Raw genomic sequence first — 15,866 nt, forward strand, 5'->3', positions numbered from 1 at the left:
CATGAGCGCCAAGAAGACGATCGGCATCGCCGCGACCGCGGTCGCCGCGGTCACCGCGACCGCCGTGATCGCCTCGCTGGCGACCGGGTTCCCCGCGAACCTCCTCCAGGGTCCGACGGCTGCGTCACCCGGCGCGACCGACGCCGACGGACAGCCTGGCCCGACCTCGACGGTCACGGACCGGACCACCACCGAGGCCGCAGACGCGTTCCTCGCCGACTGGGTCGACGACGGCCGCGTCGTGCGCCGGGACCAGGGTGACGACACGGTCAGCGAAGGGCAGGCCTACGGACTGCTCGTCGCGGCCGGTGTCGGGGACGAGCAGTCCTTCACCGAGATCTGGGACTGGACCGAGCAGCACCTGCAGCGCCCCGACGGACTGCTCGCCTGGCGATGGAGCGACGGCGAGGTCGTCGACGACGAACCCGCCAGCGATGCGGACCTCGACGCCGCCCGCGCCCTCGTCATCGCCGGTACCCGCTTCGACGAGCCGCGGTTCACCGAGGCCGGCGTCACGCTTGCCGGTGTGATCGCGGACCGCATGACCGCCGAGACCTCCGCGGGCCGGATCCTCCTGCCCGGTGTCTGGGCCGCAGCGACCGAGCCCTACGCGTACAACCCGTCCTACGCCTCCCCCGTCGCCTTCTCGGTGCTGGGTGCGGCGACGGGTGACCCGCGGTGGGCCGAACTGCAGGCGGGTTCCGCAGCGGTCACCACCACCCTGCTCGACGAGAGCCCGCTGCCGCCGGACTGGGCCCAGGTGCACGCCGACGGCTCCGTCGATGCCATGCCCGGCGCGGCAGGGACCGGGCAGAGCGTCCGCTACGGCTACGACGCGGCCCGACTCCCGATCCGCTACGCCGAGTCCTGCGACACCGCCGACCAGGCGACGGCCGCCCGCCTCGCCTCGACCCTCGCGCGGTCGAAGGAGCTGCGGGCGGAGACCGATCTCGGCGGATCACCACTGACCTCGGACGTGCACCCGCTCGCCCTCCAGGCCCGAGCAGCCGCGCGCGCAGCCGTCGGCAACCTGCCGGAGTCGGCTGACGACCTCCGAGCCGCCGACGAACTCGCGCAGGAGGTGCCGAGTTACTTCGGCGCCGCCTGGGCAGCCCTCGCGCCCATGATGCTCACGACCGGTGAGCTGGACGGGTGCCCGCCGCTCACCGAAGGAGCCACCTCATGATCCGCGCACACCGCCGGACGATCGGCACGCTCGCCGCGGCCGGAGCACTCCTCACGGTGCTCGCCCTCTCGGGCTGCGCCACGACGCACGCCGGGCAGACGCCGACCTCGCCGAACGCCGCCGACGGGCCCATCACCTCCTCGGAGGCGACCGACCGTGGCGCCGCCGGTGCGAAGCAGGACCCGGTCGCCCAGGCGCCGGCCGCCGATATCAGCGCGCTGAGCGTGAGCCGGGTGCAGATCCCGTCGATCGGGGTCGACGCGGCGGTCGAACCGCTCGAGCGCGATGCGTCCGGTGTCCTCCTGCCGCCGGTCGAGTGGGAGGACGCCGGGTGGTACCGCGCCGGCGTCCTGCCCGGTCAGGTGGGGCCCGCGGTCATCGCCGGTCACCTCGACACGACCCTCCGTGAGGCGGTGTTCGTCCACCTCAAGCAGCTCGTGGCGGGCGACCAGGTGACGGTCACGATGTCCGACGGCTCGACCGCCACCTACGCGGTGGACCGCGCCATCGACGTCGAGAAGAAGACCTTCCCCACCGAGGAGGTCTACGGGCCGACGCCCGACGCGCAGCTCCGGCTCATCACCTGCAACGGACCCTTCGACGACGCCGCGAACACCTACGCGAACAACTACGTCGTCTTCGCATCGCTCGTCGGCACGACCCCGTAGCGCCGCTCCCCACCCCTGGCTCCTGTCGAGGGGCCGCCCCGCTCCGAACCACTCCCAACGACCCGAAAGGAACCGACGTGAACCGCTCACTCGTCGTCATCCCCACCTACAACGAACTCGACAACCTGCAGCCGATCGTGAACCGCACGCTCGCCGTCGCCGGGGTCGACATCCTCGTCGTGGACGACTCCTCCCCCGACGGCACCGGGTTCCTCGCCGATCAGCTCGCCGCGCAGCACCCGCAGGTGCACGTGTTCCACCGGGCCGTGAAGGACGGGCTCGGCGGGGCGTACCTCGCGGGCTTCGCCTGGGCGCTCGCGCGCGGCTACGAGGTCATCGTCGAGATGGACGCGGACGGCTCCCACCACCCCGAGGACCTGCCCCGCCTGATCGGACTCCTCGACGACCACGACCTCGCGCTCGGCTCGCGCTGGGTCCCGGGTGGCGTCGTCGAGAACTGGCCCGCGCATCGGCTCGCGCTGAGTCGCGGCGGCAACCTCTACACACGACTCGCCCTCGGGATCGGTGTCGCCGACGCGACCGGCGGGTTCCGCGCGTTCCGCAGCGAGGCGCTGCGCCGGATCGACCTCGCCGACGTCGCGTCGCAGGGGTACTGCTTCCAGGTCGACCTCCTCTGGCGGGCGCTGCAGCGCGGGCTCCGGGTCGTGGAGACGCCCATCGTCTTCACCGAGCGGGTGTCGGGCGAGTCGAAGATGAGCGGCGGCATCGTCTCCGAGTCGCTCAAGAAGGTCACGATGTGGGGCGTGCGTCGCCGTCTGCAGGAGGTTCGCGCGCTGCTGCAGGGCCACCCACTGCCCTCCGTGCGCGTGCTGTCCACCCGCTGAGACCAGGTGGCGCGGCCGGCGACGACCACGGGCCGACGAGGGCTGCACATCTTCCCAGGTCCTTCCGGTTCCGCCGCCCTCCCCGGAGTCGTAGCGTGAGGGCATGACCAATCGCACGCGCACCCCGCAGCACCCCATCGGTTCCGGCTTCGGCCACTCGAGCACCGCGGCGGAGGTGCTCGAGGACATCGACCTCACCGGCAAGCTCGCCATCGTCACCGGCGGCTACTCGGGTATCGGCCGTGAGGCCGTCCGTGCCCTGGTCGGCGCGGGTGCCCACGTCATCGTCCCCGCACGGCGACCGGAGACCGCTCGCGAGGAGCTCGCCGGCATCGACGGTGTGGAGGTCGACGAACTCGACCTGGCCGACCTCGCGAGCGTCGAGGCGTTCGCCGACCGCTTCCTCTCCACGGGCCGGGGCATCGACCTCGTCATCACGAACGCCGGTGTCATGGCGGCTCCCGAGACGCGCGTCGGTCCCGGCTGGGAGCTCCAGTTCGCGACGAACCACCTCGGCCACTTCGCCCTCGTCAACCGCCTCTGGCCCGCCATCGTCAAGGGCGGCTCCTCGCGGGTCGTCGCGTTGTCCTCCAGCGGCCACAAGCGCTCCGGGATCCGCTGGGACGACGTCCAGTTCGAGCACGGCTACGACAAGTGGGAGGCCTACGGGCAGGCGAAGACCGCCAACGCGCTCTTCGCCCTCCAGCTCGACACGCTCGGTGCCGAAGAGGGCGTCCGTGCGTTCTCCGTCCACCCCGGTGGCATCCTCACGCCGCTGCAGCGGCACCTGCCGCGCGAGGAGATGATGGCGCTCGGCTGGGTCGACGCCGACGGCAACCTCCTCGTCTCGGGGTTCAAGTCGCCCGAGCAGGGTGCCGCAACCGAGGTCTGGGCCGCGACCTCGCCGTCGCTCGACGGCCTCGGCGGGGTGTTCTGCGAGGACTGCGACATCGCCGGCCCGGCCGAGACCGCGGTCTCCCCGGCCTCCGGTGTCGCCGACCACGCGACCGATCCGGAGGAGGCGGCCCGACTCTGGGCGCTCTCCGCAGAACTCACCGGAGTCGACGCCTTCGCCGCCCGCGACTGATCGGCCGGCGCCACCCCTTGCAGTCACCCGCCCACGGACCTACCGTGAGAGCGGATCAGCGCGACGATGCGCGAGACGGAGACCGCCCAGGCGGATCTCGGAAGGAGCACCCCATGAGTGACCAGAACGCCGACATCAACAACCCGGGCCCACACGACGAGGCCGTCGACGACGCGGCGGCCGAGCGCGTGGCGTCCACGACGAACCCCGGCCCGCACGTCGCCGCCGACGACCCCGCGGCGAGCGGCGAGGCCGACATCACGAACCCCGGTTCGGAGACCGAACGCGATGCTGCGGCCGAGCGCGAGGCGGAGCGCGTCGCGAACATCACCAACCCCGGCCCGCACAGCTGACCGCGCGTCCCTTTCTCAGGAGTTCGCCGGCGCGTCGGTCCGTTTCCCGGGCGGCGCACCGGAGGACTCCTGAGAAAAGTCACCCAGCTCTAGCGGTCGGCGCGAGGCGGAGTGCGTCGCCGACATCACCAACCCCGGCCCAAGCTCCTGACCCCACCGACCCTTTCTCAGGAGTTCGCCGGCGCGTCGGTCCGCCCACCGGGCGGCGCACCGGAGGACTCCTGAGAAAAGTCACCCAGCTCTAGTGGTCGGCACGAGGCGGCCGCAAGCGCGTCTCCTCGATGTCGAGCATCGTCTGCGCCTCGGCGAGGATGCGCGACGGGTATGCACCGCGCGCCCGGGCGTCGAGGAGCCGCTCGCGCTCGGCCTGCACGACGGCCAGGCGCAGCTGGCGGTAGAGCCGGTGCGGCGTCTCGGCGTGCGTCTCACTGGGCGAGACCGACTCACGCGAGCGTTCCCAGGCGGCTTCCGCCCGCAGGAACGTCGACTGCCTGACGCGTTCGAGCAGATCGGGGTCGATCTCCTCCTCGATGCCGACCGCCGACGCCGGATCCTCCAGCACACTGATGCCCGCATAGCTGATCTCGTCGAGTAGGGTCGCGAGCTGTCGGCGGTCCTCGGACTCGTCGATCCCCTGCACTTTCAGCAACCGGATGAGCCACGGCAGCGTGCCGCCCTGGACGACGAGCGTCACGACGGCGACCGTGAAGGCGATGAGGACGAGCTGCTCGCGGTACGGGGTGCTCTGCGGCAGTGACTGTGCGGCGGCGAGCGTCACGACGCCGCGCATGCCCGACCAGCTGAGGATGACGCCACCTCGCCAGTCGATCTGCTCCAGCCGCAACTGCTCGAGGTCGGCGCGCTGCCGCTCGTAGGCGCGCTCCCGCCGCCGCCGCCGGTGCCATCGGCGGTTCTGTCTCGGGAACCGTTCCGAGTACCCCATCGACAGCCACCGTTGCAGGGTCTGCCGCTCGGCCCAGCGTTCTCGTGCACGGAGCCCGAGCACCAGTGGCCCCACCCACAGGAACCGCAGCGCGATGAGCGCGGCCGTCGCGACGAGACCGATCCCGATGGACTCCTCGACGGACAGGATCTCGGCGTCGACGGCACCGATGAGGGTGCGGATCTCGAGTCCGATGAGGAGGAATACGGCGTTCTCGAGCAGGAACTGGATGGTCCGCCAGTTGATGCGGTCGCTGATCCGCGCCTGCGCCGAGAACGCGGCCGAGCTCGCGTGCCCCGTGTACAGGCCGGCGATGACGACGGCAAGCACGCCGGACCCACCGAGCGCCTCGGTCGGCATGAACGCCACGAACGGGACGGCGATGGAGATCGCGGTGTCGAGGACGGAGTCGTTGAGCTTCGACCGCAGCCAGACGGTGACGTACCCGGCGATGAAGCCGACGATGATCGCGAGCACGACCGCGTAGACGAAGTCGCCGACCGTCGCCCACGGCGTGAGCATGCCGCCGGCAGCCGCAGCGCTCGCCGATCGGAGGAGCACGAGCGCGGTCGCGTCGTTCACGAGCCCCTCGCCCTCGAGCACCGTCAGGAGGCGGGGCGGAAGGCCGAGACGGCGTCCGATGGACGTCGCCGCGACCGCGTCGGGCGGGCTGATGATCGCGCCGAGGGCGATGGCGGCGGCGAGGTTGAGGTCGGGCAGCAGGCTGAAGAGGAGGAAGCCGGCACCGAACGCGGTGACGATGACGAGCACGACCGACAGACTCGTGATGGTGGCGAGGTTCCGGCGGAAGTCCATGATCGGGACGCTGATCGCCGCGGCATAGAGGATCGGCGGCAGGACGACGTCGAGCACGAGTTCCGGTTCGACCTCGATCTCCGGGACGCCCGGGAGGTACGAGAGCCCGACACCGACGATCACGAGGATGATCGGTGCGGCGACGCCGAGCTTGCGGGAGAAGGCCGCGACGGCGACGATCACCGCGATGCCGACGACCGCATACACCCCGAGTTCCATAGCGATCAGGCTATCGGTCGCTCGGCCGGCCCCACCCCGACGGCTGTCGTGGGTGCCGGGAAGCTATTCGAGCAGGCCCCGGATGTCCTCCGCCGTGAGCGCCTGGCTGAAGACCGCGTCGTCGTCGAGGACCGCGGCGAAGAGCTCCGACTTCTTGGCTTGGAGCGCCATCACCTTCTCCTCGATGGTGTCGGCGGCGACCAACCGGTAGACCATGACGTTCTCCGTCTGGCCGATGCGGTGTGTGCGGTCGATGGCCTGTGCCTCTGCTGCCGGGTTCCACCACGGGTCGAGCAGGAAGACGTAGTCCGCTTCGGTCAGGTTGAGGCCGAACCCGCCGGCCTTCAGGCTGATGAGGAACACGGGGGCGTCACCGGTGCGGAATCGGTCGATGACCTCACCCCGACGATGGGTGGACCCGTCGAGGTACTCGTACGCGATGCCCTGCTCCTCCAGCCGGCGGGCGGCGGTGCCGAGGAAGCTCGTGAACTGGCTGAAGATGAGCGCCCGGTGCCCCTCGGCGACGACGTCGTCGAGTTGTTCGAGGAGCGCGTCGAGCTTGCTCGAGGGGATGCCCGCGTGCTCCTCGGCATCGATGAGACTCGCGTCGAGGCTGAGCATGCGCAGGAGGGTGAGCGAGCGGAACACGATGAACCGGTTGCGGTCGAGGTCGTCGACGAGTCCGAGGAGCTTCTGCCGTTCGCGCTGGAGGACGAGGTCGTAGAGCTTGCGGTGGGCCGGTGCGAGCTCGATACGGAGCACCTGCTCCTGCTTCGGCGGCAGTTCGGGCGCGACCATCTCCTTCGTCCGGCGCATGAGCAACGGACGGATCCGCCGACGCAGGGTCTGCAACCGACTCGAGTCGAGGCCCTTGCCGATCGGCTTGACGTAGTGCTCGGTGAAGCGCGGTGCCGACGCGAACAGACCCGGTGCGACGATCGACAGCAGCGACCAGAGCTCCATGAGGGTGTTCTCGATGGGAGTGCCGGTGATCGCGAGCTTGAACGGCGCCCGGAGGTCGACCGCGCACTCGTGCAGCTTGGCGCGGTGGTTCTTCACGAACTGCGCCTCGTCGAGGATGAGCCCCGACCACTCGACCGCCTGGTACGCCGGTGCGTCGAGCCGGAAGAGCGCGTAGCTCGTGACCACGATGTCGGCGCCCGTCGCGAGGTCCGCGATCGACGCGCTGCCCTTCGCCTGCGTGGTCGCGATGCTGCGGACGACGAGGCCGGGCACGAAGCGCGTGGCCTCGGCGACCCAGTTGGAGACGACCGACGTCGGGGCGACGACGAGGAACGGCGGCGCCATGGTGCCGGTGGTCTCGCGCGCGTGGGCGACGAGGGCGAGTGTCTGCAGCGTCTTGCCGAGCCCCATGTCGTCGGCCAGGATGCCGCCGAGTCCGTGCTGCCAGAGGAACGCGAGCCAGCGGAAGCCCTCGACCTGGTAGGGCCGGAGGTCGGCGTGGAGTCCCGACGGCAGCGGGGTGTCGGGGACCGCTTCGATCGCGTTGAGTCCGGCTGCAGCCTCGCGCCAGGAGACGGCCTGCTCGGTCTCGTCGGCGAGGTCTTCGAAGTCGGCCCAGAGGCTCGCCTGGTAACGGCTGATGCTCGGCTTCGTCTCCCACTCCTTGAGCGCGGCCGCCTCGGTGAGCAGCTCGCGCAGGCGGTCGAAGGCGGGGTGCTCGAGCGAGAGGTAGGTGTGGTCGACCATGAGCAGCTTGGTGCGCCCCTTCGAGAGGGCCTTGAAGAGGGGCTCGAAGGGGACGCTGTACTCGCCGATGTGGATGACGATCCCGAGGTCGAACCAGTCGCGCTGCTCCGTCTCCACCGTGGTGACCGAGATGTGGGGCGTGCCCGTGAGTTCCCGGTACTCAGGGCGGTCGCCGGACACCTCGACGAGGACGTCGTCGAGCGATTCGAGCACGGGCAGGGTGCGCTCGGTGACGAGTGCCGCGTCGAACTCCGTCAGGACCTGCGGCCTGGGCGGCCAGACGCCAGGGGTCGTGAGCTCGTCGAACGAGCCCGCGGCGAGTGCCCGGCGTTCCGGTTCCGCTGCGGCGGCGATGGCGGCACCGACCCGGTCGAGGATGGCCCGCTCCGAGCGTTCGTCGCGGAGGACCTCGGCAGCGGGACCTCCGGTGGCGGCGTCGGTCGGCACGCCGTGCGGCACCGTCGACACGAGCGGCCGTCCTGCGGCGAGCGCCGGGGTGCCGCCACCGATCGGGACGCGCTGCGCCGGGGCGTACTGCCAGAACCAGGCGAGGCGCAGGGTCTGCTTCGGTTCGAACGAGGCCGTGAGCACGAGGACCGGCGGCACGATCTCGGGCAGGGCCACGGTGCCGTCCGTCGAGCTCAGCGAGATGCTGCGGCGGAGTCGTGGGACGTAGTGCTCGAGGAACTCCGCCACCTCGGCCTCGGGGACGACGACGGGCTCGCCTGGCCCGAGGAGTCCGCGGGCCTCGTCCGTCAGCGGTTCGGCAAGGGGTGCGAGCACGATCGCCTGCTGGGGTTCGAGCGTGTAGTGGTAGAGCCCGTGGTCGCCGAGGGCTCCGCTCGTGGCGGCGTCGACGTCGGTGCCGTCGATCGTCACGACGGATCGGAGGACCACGCCGTCGTCGTCGTGCGCGGCATCCAGCCGGATGGCGGCTGTGGTGCCGAGGGCGACCGTGCCCTTGCGCGTGCCGACGAGTTCGATCCCGAGTTGGGCCGCCTCCTCGAACAGATGCCAGAGGACGGGGCTGCCGAAATCGTCGAGGACGAGCCAGTCGGAGTCACCGGCGCCGGCGTAGGCACCGGCCGGCGGACGGGTGGCACGCAGGAGCGCCTGGAACTGCGTGAACCACTGCTGGTGTGCCGGATCGAGCGACAGCCGGTGGCCCTGGTGTGTGAAGGAGGTCCAGGAGATCGTCGACTTCACGAAGCCGCCGCCGGCCTTCTTGACGACGGGTCGGACGGCGATTCGCCGGGGGTGCCGAGGCTCGGGCGGGCCGTCGGCCGTGCGGGAGGTGGGTCCGCGCCAGCGTTCGGCGGTGCGCGGGATGCTCTCGCGGACCTCGAACTGCAGGCCCATGGCCGTCGGCGCCGTGGCGCGACCGGCATCGCCGGCGAGGGAGTCGAGGCGGTTCCGCCAGCTGGGCGGTGCCGGCGGCGTCTGCGGACTCGGGGTCCATCGCGCTGCTCGCCGTTCCGCCTCCGGACGCCAGGCGTCAGGGAGGTCGTCGAGCTCGTCGAGGGTGTACATCGGCTGGTGCTCGGCCGGTTCGTCGAGCGCGGGGTCGTTGATGGGCGCGGTCCAACGCCGGTCGGAACGCCAGGACGCCTCCTTCCCCGAAGTCGGCCGTTGCGGGGCCACCCATCGGTCGGAGCGACCCTCCGCCCGGAGGTGGGCCGCGTTACTGTGCAGCAGGGTGGCGACGATGTGCTTGCAGTCACCGCGGAGGGGGCAGGAGCACGCGCTGCCTTCGATCCGTGCGAACCCGCCGGTGTCGGCGCCGAGGTCGATGATGCAGGCGTACGGGACGTCGGTGGAGCCTTCGACGATCCCATGGAGCCGACGCTTGTCGGGGTCCCAGTCGGCGGCGGTGACCCGGCCGTCCCTCGCGTAGACCCGGCCGCGGTCGAACGCCACCCGCCCGACGAGCCGGACGAGGTCGGCCACATCGACCAGTGGTGCGGGCTCGGGAGTCATCGCCCCATGGTCTCACGCACGACGGACACCCTTCCCTCGGTCCAGCGCGGTGCGCGGACGCGAGCGCGGGTCTCCGGCGTGAGCGCACCCCTCCGGAGGGGCGCGCTCACGCCTGCGGGTCGCGGTCGGTCCAGCGCCCCGCGCTGACCACGGCACCGTCCGAGGCACGTCCGGCGGCTCGTAGAATGAAGCAATGACCTCTCTCCCCCACGACGAGCCTGCGAACCACGCTCCCGGCGACGACGCGGGCATCGATCCCACCGATCTCGAGGTCACGCTGCGCGTCCTCCAGACCATGGCGACGATGGACGAGGAGCACCCCGACTACCTCCAGGTGCGCCGCGCCACCGCCAAGATGTTCAAGGCGGTCAAGAAGGAGCGCCGACTCGACCGTCGGGCTCGGATCGCCGACGCCGACCGCGCAGTGATCGCCGCCACCGCGACGGGCGCCCCCGACCGCATCGACGACGAGACGCGGGGCATCCCGCTCGCCACCACCACGACGGCTCCGACCGCCGGCGAACTGCTGGTGCCGCGCAACTGCTACATCTGCAAGCAGCCGTACACGACGGTCGACGCCTTCTACCACCAGCTCTGCCCGCAGTGCGCGGCGATGAGCCACGCGAAGCGCGACGCCCGCACCGACCTCACCGGCAAGCGCGCCCTCCTCACCGGCGGCCGCGCGAAGATCGGCATGTACATCGCGCTGCGACTCCTGCGCGACGGTGCCCACACCACCATCACGACGCGGTTCCCACGCGACGCCGTCCGCCGCTTCAGCGCGCTCCCCGACAGCGCCGAGTGGCTGCACCGCCTGCGCGTCGTCGGCATCGACCTCCGCGACCCTGCCCAGGTCATCGCCCTCGCGGACTCGGTGGCCGAGCAGGGCCCGCTCGACATCCTCATCAACAACGCCGCGCAGACGGTCCGCCGCACGAAGGGCGCGTACCAGCCGCTCGTCGACGCGGAGCTCGCCCCGCTGCCCGACGGCCCGCTGCCCGAGCTCGTCACCTTCGGCTACACGAACGACGCGCACCCGCTGTCGCTCGCGGCGTCGGTGTCCGCCCACCCGATCCTCGCCGCTGCGGCCGCCAAGGCCGACGCCCTCACCGAGGCCGCCATGACGGCCGGGTCGTCCTCGCTCGAACGCCTCGCCGCCGGCACCGCGATCGACGCCGGTGGACTCGTGCCCGACGTCGACCACAGCAACAGCTGGGTGCAGAACGTCGACCAGGTCGAGCCCATCGAGATGCTCGAGGTCCAGCTGGCGAACGCGACCGCGCCGTTCATCCTCATCAGCCGGCTGCGTGCCTCGATGGCGGCATCCGACTTCCCGCGCACCTACGTGGTCAACGTCTCCGCGATGGAGGGCGTCTTCGGTCGCGGGTACAAGGGTCCAGGCCACCCGCACACGAACATGGCGAAGGCCGCGCTGAACATGCTCACCCGGACGAGCGCGCGGGAGATGTTCGAGACCGACGGCATCCTCATGACGAGCGTCGACACCGGCTGGATCACCGACGAGCGCCCGCACCCGACCAAGGTGCGGCTGGCGGAGGAGGGCTTCCACGCCCCGCTCGACCTCGTCGACGGCGCGGCACGGGTGTACGACCCGATCGTCCGCGGCGAGGCCGGCGAGAACCTGTTCGGCGTCTTCCTCAAGGACTACCGCCCGAGCTCCTGGTGAGCTTCGACTCGCGGTCGTGGTCGAGGACCCGGCGATGATCGGACCGGCGGCCGTCAGCTTCCTCAGGGAGGCACCGCTCGGCTCGCGGGTCGTCGTGCGCTTCGCACTGCCCGAGGGCGCTGAGGCGGGTGCGACCGACGCCCTCGGCGAGCTCGTCGAGCGGTCGGACACGGGCTGCACGGTCGAGACCAAGCGCGGACCGGTCGAGATCGCCGACAGCGACGTCATCGCGGCGAAGCCCGTCCCGCCGGCACCGGCACCACGGGAACGCCGCCGCTCGCCCTAGGCTGGGCCGATGAGCAGCGAAGTCACCCAGGACCCGGCGCCGACGCAGCATCGCGTCGAAGTGACACTCCGACGTCCCTGGTACGGCGCCCTCCAGCGTCCGACGGTGGTGTTCGACGGGCGCGGCCAGCCGGCGCAGTGGGGCACGGGGAGCTGGCAGGTCGGCGGGACGGACGTCTCCTTCGAGGTCTTCCTCTTCAACCGGGTCTGGCGGTACGGCGCGGCCCGGACCACCCTGACCGCCGGCGTCGACACGTCGCTCGTCTACCGCGCTCCACTCCTGCCGTTCCTCCCCGGTCGGTTCACAGCGAGCTGAGCGGTGGCTCGGAAGCCCGTCGGCGGCCGCCCCTAGGCTGGCCGGATCACCCCTTCACGCACGGGCATCGGGAGAACACGGCATGGCGAAACGCACCGGAACGACGGCACCACGGCTCGACCCCGTCCGTCTCATCGGATTGACCGACGGCGACGAGGGAGCCCTCGACGCGCACGACAGCGTCGAAGGCCTGCGGTTCGCCGACCTCGACCTGTCGCATCGTGACCTCTCGGGCATCACGATCTCCGAGTCCTTGCTCGCGGGCATTCGAGCCGACCAGACCGACTTCCGGGCGGCGTCGTTCCTCGACTCCCGGCTCGAGCGGTGGGACGCGCCCATCCTCCTCGCCCCACGGAGTCGGCTGCGCGACGTCGAACTGGAGGGGTCACGGGTCGGTTCCGCCGACTGCTACGACGCGAACTGGCAGTCGGTGCGGGTCACCGGTTGCAAGCTCGGGTTCGTCAACCTGCGGGGTGCTGTGCTGCAGGACGTCCTGTTCGAGGACTGCACGATCGACGAACTCGACCTCGCCGATGCGACGGCCACCCGGGTGCGGTTCGTCGACTGCGCCCTCAACAGTCTCGACGTCACGCGGGCGAGGCTCACCGACGTCGACCTCCGGACGCTCGAGCTGCGGCGCATCGCCGGCATCGAGCACCTTCGGGGTGCGACGATGACCCCGTTCCAGGTCGGCGAGCTCGCGGCGATGTTCGCCGAGCAGTTCGGCATCCGAGTCGAGGACTGACCTCTCGGGTTGCGCCAGCGCGGTGCGCTGACGTCACCGCGGGTCTGACGCGTGAGCGCGGGTCTCCGGAAACCCGCGCTCACGCGTGTGCCCCGCACCCACGCCGGTTCCCCAGCGCTCGCGTCAGCGCACCGCGCTGGCACCCGAGCCATCGGCACCCGCTACCGGGGCAGACGGACCCCGATGCGCTCCAGGTGTGCGTTCGAGAAGGTCCCTGCCGGGTCCAACTCCTCGAAGAGGTCCCGCGCATCGGCGAGCCGCGGCACGACCTCGGCGATGCGCTCGGCGGTGAGGAGGTTGAGCTTGCCCCAGTGCGGGCGGGCACCGAAGGGCGCGAGCGCCTCCTCGATCGCGGGCAGCACGGCCCGGACCTCCTCGGGCAGGTTGCGCCAGGTGAAGTGCACGGCGAGCATCTCCCGGTGGTACGCACCGCTCAGCCAGAGCTTGTCGGGCGCCGCCGTGCGCAGTTCGGTCACGAGCAGCAGCGGGGCGATGCGGTCGCCGAGCGCGCGCAGGGCCGTGATCGCGGCGGGTCCGTCGGCGCGGTCGATGAAGTACTCGGTCTGGATCTCGTCGCCGTTGCTCGGCGTCGACTCGAGCCGGAAGTGCGGCAGCCGCTCCCACCAGTCACCGGGGACACCGCCCTGCAGCGTGAGGTTGTCGGGGTCAGTCTCGACGAGGTTGCCGGCAGTCAGGGAGTCCCGCTGCACGCCGAGCCACGACTCCGGGACCACGGGCAGCTCGTCGTTACCAGCGGCCAGGCGGGTCTTCCACCAGATCTGCTCGACGGTGTCGCCGAGCCAGTTCGTGAAGATGCTGACACTGTAGGCACCGCCGGTGACGCCCTCGAAGTCGGCGAGGACGGCGTCCCACGGGACGTCGCGGTAGACGTCCTGACGCACGCGGTAGGCGGGCTGCACGTCGACCGTCACGCGCACCACGATGCCGTACGCGCCGAGCCCGACGACGAGGCCGTCGAAACCGGGGTCCCCACGACGGACGTGGACGAGTTCGCCCGTGGCGTCGACGTACTCGAGACCGCTGACGGCTGAGGACAGGATGCCGTTGTCGTTGCCGGAACCGTGGGTGCCGGTCGCGATCGCGCCGCCGATGGAGATGTGCGGGAGCGAGCCCATGTTGTGGAAGGCGAGGCCCCGTTCGGCGAGCCAGGCGGCGGCGATCCCGTAGCGCGTCCCGGCTCCGATCGTCACCGAGCCGGCAGCCTCGTCGAACACCGGGTCGGCGGGGAGGTCGAGCACGGTGATGAGCGTGCCGTCGGAGTCGGCGAGGTCGGTGAACGAGTGTCGGGTGCCGAGGGCGCGGACCCGCGTGCCCGTCCTGGCGGCCTCCGCGACGAGTGTGCGGACCTCGTCGATCGACGTGGCGTTCACGATCCGCGGCGCTGCGAAGGTGTGTGTACCGGCCCAGTTGCGTTCAAGCGTCATGAGCGCAAGCTTGCCAGAGCCGGGACGACCCGCAGGCGTTCCCGAAACATTTCCGATCAGGCGGGCGGGGCGGCGTGCTTGTTCTCGAGCAGGACACCGACGGAGACGAGCACGACCGCGCCGAGGAACTGCGCGATGATCCAGGGGATGCCGCTGAACGGGAGCGGGAGGACCGGGTTCCACACGATCGCGACGAGCAGCGTCGGGATCATCCAGAGCGGCCGCTTGGCCTGCCAGGCGAACACGGCCATGATGAGCGCGAGGATGCTCACCACGAACAACACGATCGTGAAGGCGTCGAGCTCGAGCAGCGCGAGCCCGAGCATGAGCGCGACCGCACCCATGATGCCCGGGATGAGCGCCGGGCGAAGGGCGAAGGGTGCGGGTGCGGGGGTCGGACTCGGCATCCCACGAGTTTACGTGGAGCGGCGGGGCGTCGCCGAGCGGTGCGGCGGGGCAGATGCGGCACAATCACTGCATGGGCGTTCTCATCTACGGTGCCGGAAGTCACTACGACTTCGACGACCGCGTGCTCGCCCACCTCAGGGCCGCGATCGGGAACAAGTTGCGTCGTCGGGAGTCCTTCTTCGTCGAATGGACGAAGGGGGCTGTGGACGGCGGCGGGCGGGTGAGTCTCTGGATCACGAGCGACGTCCCGCTGCAGTTCCGGTTCGCGCAGCCGGAGCCCTCGGTCAACCAGGCGTGGGTGCGCGCCCTGCTCGACTCCTCCTATACGCCGGGCGGCATGATGCTGACGCCCGAACCCGGTACTGCGACCGATCCGGAGACGGCGTGACCGGAGGGCTAGTTCAGCGCTGCTCAACCAGCGCGGCGAGTTGTTCCGTGACGATCCCCCAGCCGGCGTGGAAGCCGAGTTCGAGGTGTTCGTCGCGCTGGGCGACTCCGCTGTGGAGTGCAGTCGCGCGGTAGCGGGTGCCGTCGGGGTGGTCCGCGAGGTCGATCACGGCGGTGATGAACGGCTGCTCGGCGGGCCGCCAGCCTGCGGTCAGCGCCGTCGTCCAGACGAGTCGCTGCTCCGGAACGACCTCCAGCACGCATCCGGTGATCTGCGGCACGAAGTCGACGCCGTCCTCACTGAACTCGGTGCGGAAGGACCCGCCGGGTCGCAGCTCGAACTCGACGACTCGACACACCGCCGGCGCCGGCACCCACCACTGCGCGAGCGCCGCGGCGTCGGTCCACGCCGTCCAGACGGCCGATCGCGGCGCGTGGATGATGCGCTCGACCAACAGGTCGCGCTCGTCGGCCGGTTCGGGCTGTGTGTGATCGGTGTCGGTCATGCAATGCTCCTCCGTGGTCAGTCGGCGTCGTCCTCGACGCGGGCGAAGCGCAGTCCCTCGTAGCCGTCGCGCGAGATGGGCTCGACGAACATCGCGAGCGGTCGCACCCACGACGTCGGCGGGGTCGTGGTCGTCCGGTAGAAGACGTACGGCTCCTCGGTCTCGCTGTGGCGCCCGACGCCGATGACCTCGTACCGTGCACCCTTGAAGTGTCGGTAGGTGCCGGGTTCGACGCCGAAGGACTCGCCGTCGTCGGTGCTGGCTGTGCTGTCGTCGCTCATGC

Annotated in this window: 16 protein-coding genes; 10 read left to right on the forward strand and 6 right to left on the reverse strand. The window is 70.9% G+C overall.

The annotated features are described in order from the left end of the window. Position 1 precedes the first annotated feature (1 nt). The 5 genes from ACZZZB_RS05280 to ACZZZB_RS05300 all read left to right on the forward strand — a co-directional run bounded on the left by ACZZZB_RS05280 (position 2) and on the right by ACZZZB_RS05300 (position 4,139). Complete coding sequence (locus tag ACZZZB_RS05280; protein WP_463529132.1) at positions 2–1,186, forward strand: glycosyl hydrolase family 8; 1,185 nt, start codon at positions 2–4, stop codon at positions 1,184–1,186. Further along, positions 1,183–1,854, forward strand: coding sequence for a class F sortase (locus ACZZZB_RS05285; RefSeq protein ID WP_463529133.1), 672 nt, complete (start codon positions 1,183–1,185; stop codon positions 1,852–1,854). The genes ACZZZB_RS05280 and ACZZZB_RS05285 overlap by 4 nt, the downstream gene beginning before the upstream one ends. A 77-nt stretch (positions 1,855–1,931) precedes the next feature. Further along, positions 1,932–2,699 (forward strand): polyprenol monophosphomannose synthase, encoded by a 768-nt coding sequence (locus ACZZZB_RS05290; RefSeq protein WP_463529134.1) that lies wholly within the window; start codon positions 1,932–1,934, stop codon positions 2,697–2,699. A 103-nt stretch (positions 2,700–2,802) separates the two neighbouring features. Beyond that, positions 2,803–3,786 carry an SDR family NAD(P)-dependent oxidoreductase gene (locus ACZZZB_RS05295; protein WP_463529135.1) on the forward strand — a complete coding sequence of 328 codons (984 nt, stop codon included), beginning with the start codon at positions 2,803–2,805 and terminating at the stop codon, positions 3,784–3,786. A 113-nt stretch (positions 3,787–3,899) separates the two neighbouring features. Then, positions 3,900–4,139 carry a hypothetical protein gene (locus ACZZZB_RS05300; protein WP_202939381.1) on the forward strand — a complete coding sequence of 80 codons (240 nt, stop codon included), beginning with the start codon at positions 3,900–3,902 and terminating at the stop codon, positions 4,137–4,139. A gap of 241 nt (positions 4,140–4,380) precedes the next feature. Here ACZZZB_RS05300 and ACZZZB_RS05305 read toward each other — a convergent pair whose 3' ends face one another. Continuing rightward, complete coding sequence (locus tag ACZZZB_RS05305; RefSeq protein ID WP_079705195.1) at positions 4,381–6,117, reverse strand: cation:proton antiporter; 1,737 nt, start codon at positions 6,115–6,117, stop codon at positions 4,381–4,383. Between the two features lie 63 nt (positions 6,118–6,180). Continuing rightward, positions 6,181–9,804: a DEAD/DEAH box helicase gene (locus ACZZZB_RS05310; RefSeq protein WP_463529136.1), complete on the reverse strand. Its 3,624-nt coding sequence runs from the start codon at positions 9,802–9,804 to the stop codon at positions 6,181–6,183. Between the two features lie 193 nt (positions 9,805–9,997). Between ACZZZB_RS05310 and ACZZZB_RS05315 the strand changes: the two genes are divergently transcribed. The 4 genes from ACZZZB_RS05315 (at position 9,998) to ACZZZB_RS05330 (ending at position 12,837) form a co-directional block, all read left to right on the forward strand. Continuing rightward, on the forward strand, positions 9,998–11,491 hold the full coding sequence (locus ACZZZB_RS05315) for an SDR family NAD(P)-dependent oxidoreductase (protein WP_463529137.1): 1,494 nt from the start codon (positions 9,998–10,000) through the stop codon (positions 11,489–11,491). Between the two features lie 34 nt (positions 11,492–11,525). Continuing rightward, on the forward strand, positions 11,526–11,777 hold the full coding sequence (locus tag ACZZZB_RS05320; protein WP_463529138.1) for a putative acetyltransferase: 252 nt from the start codon (positions 11,526–11,528) through the stop codon (positions 11,775–11,777). Between the two features lie 9 nt (positions 11,778–11,786). Next, entirely contained in the window at positions 11,787–12,092 is a 306-nt protein-coding gene (locus ACZZZB_RS05325; RefSeq protein ID WP_463529139.1) for a hypothetical protein, read from the forward strand. An 82-nt stretch (positions 12,093–12,174) separates the two neighbouring features. Then, the gene (locus ACZZZB_RS05330) at positions 12,175–12,837 is read left to right on the forward strand and encodes a pentapeptide repeat-containing protein (protein WP_463529140.1); all 663 of its coding nucleotides are present in this window, start codon (positions 12,175–12,177) and stop codon (positions 12,835–12,837) included. A gap of 161 nt (positions 12,838–12,998) precedes the next feature. Here ACZZZB_RS05330 and ACZZZB_RS05335 read toward each other — a convergent pair whose 3' ends face one another. Then, entirely contained in the window at positions 12,999–14,282 is a 1,284-nt protein-coding gene (locus tag ACZZZB_RS05335; protein WP_463529141.1) for an FAD-binding protein, read from the reverse strand. 56 nt (positions 14,283–14,338) lie between these two features. After that, positions 14,339–14,689: a DUF6804 family protein gene (locus ACZZZB_RS05340; RefSeq protein ID WP_463529142.1), complete on the reverse strand. Its 351-nt coding sequence runs from the start codon at positions 14,687–14,689 to the stop codon at positions 14,339–14,341. A gap of 71 nt (positions 14,690–14,760) precedes the next feature. Here ACZZZB_RS05340 and ACZZZB_RS05345 point away from each other — a divergent pair, with 71 nt between their 5' ends. Then, entirely contained in the window at positions 14,761–15,078 is a 318-nt protein-coding gene (locus ACZZZB_RS05345; protein WP_463529143.1) for a DUF7882 family protein, read from the forward strand. A gap of 13 nt (positions 15,079–15,091) precedes the next feature. On the opposite strand, the gene ACZZZB_RS05350 is transcribed toward ACZZZB_RS05345, so the two are convergent. Continuing rightward, positions 15,092–15,583: an SRPBCC family protein gene (locus ACZZZB_RS05350; RefSeq protein ID WP_463529144.1), complete on the reverse strand. Its 492-nt coding sequence runs from the start codon at positions 15,581–15,583 to the stop codon at positions 15,092–15,094. Between the two features lie 17 nt (positions 15,584–15,600). After that, complete coding sequence (locus ACZZZB_RS05355; RefSeq protein WP_463529145.1) at positions 15,601–15,864, reverse strand: DUF1653 domain-containing protein; 264 nt, start codon at positions 15,862–15,864, stop codon at positions 15,601–15,603. Positions 15,865–15,866: the final 2 nt, after the last annotated feature.

Source organism: Plantibacter sp. AC185, from assembly GCF_979258065.1.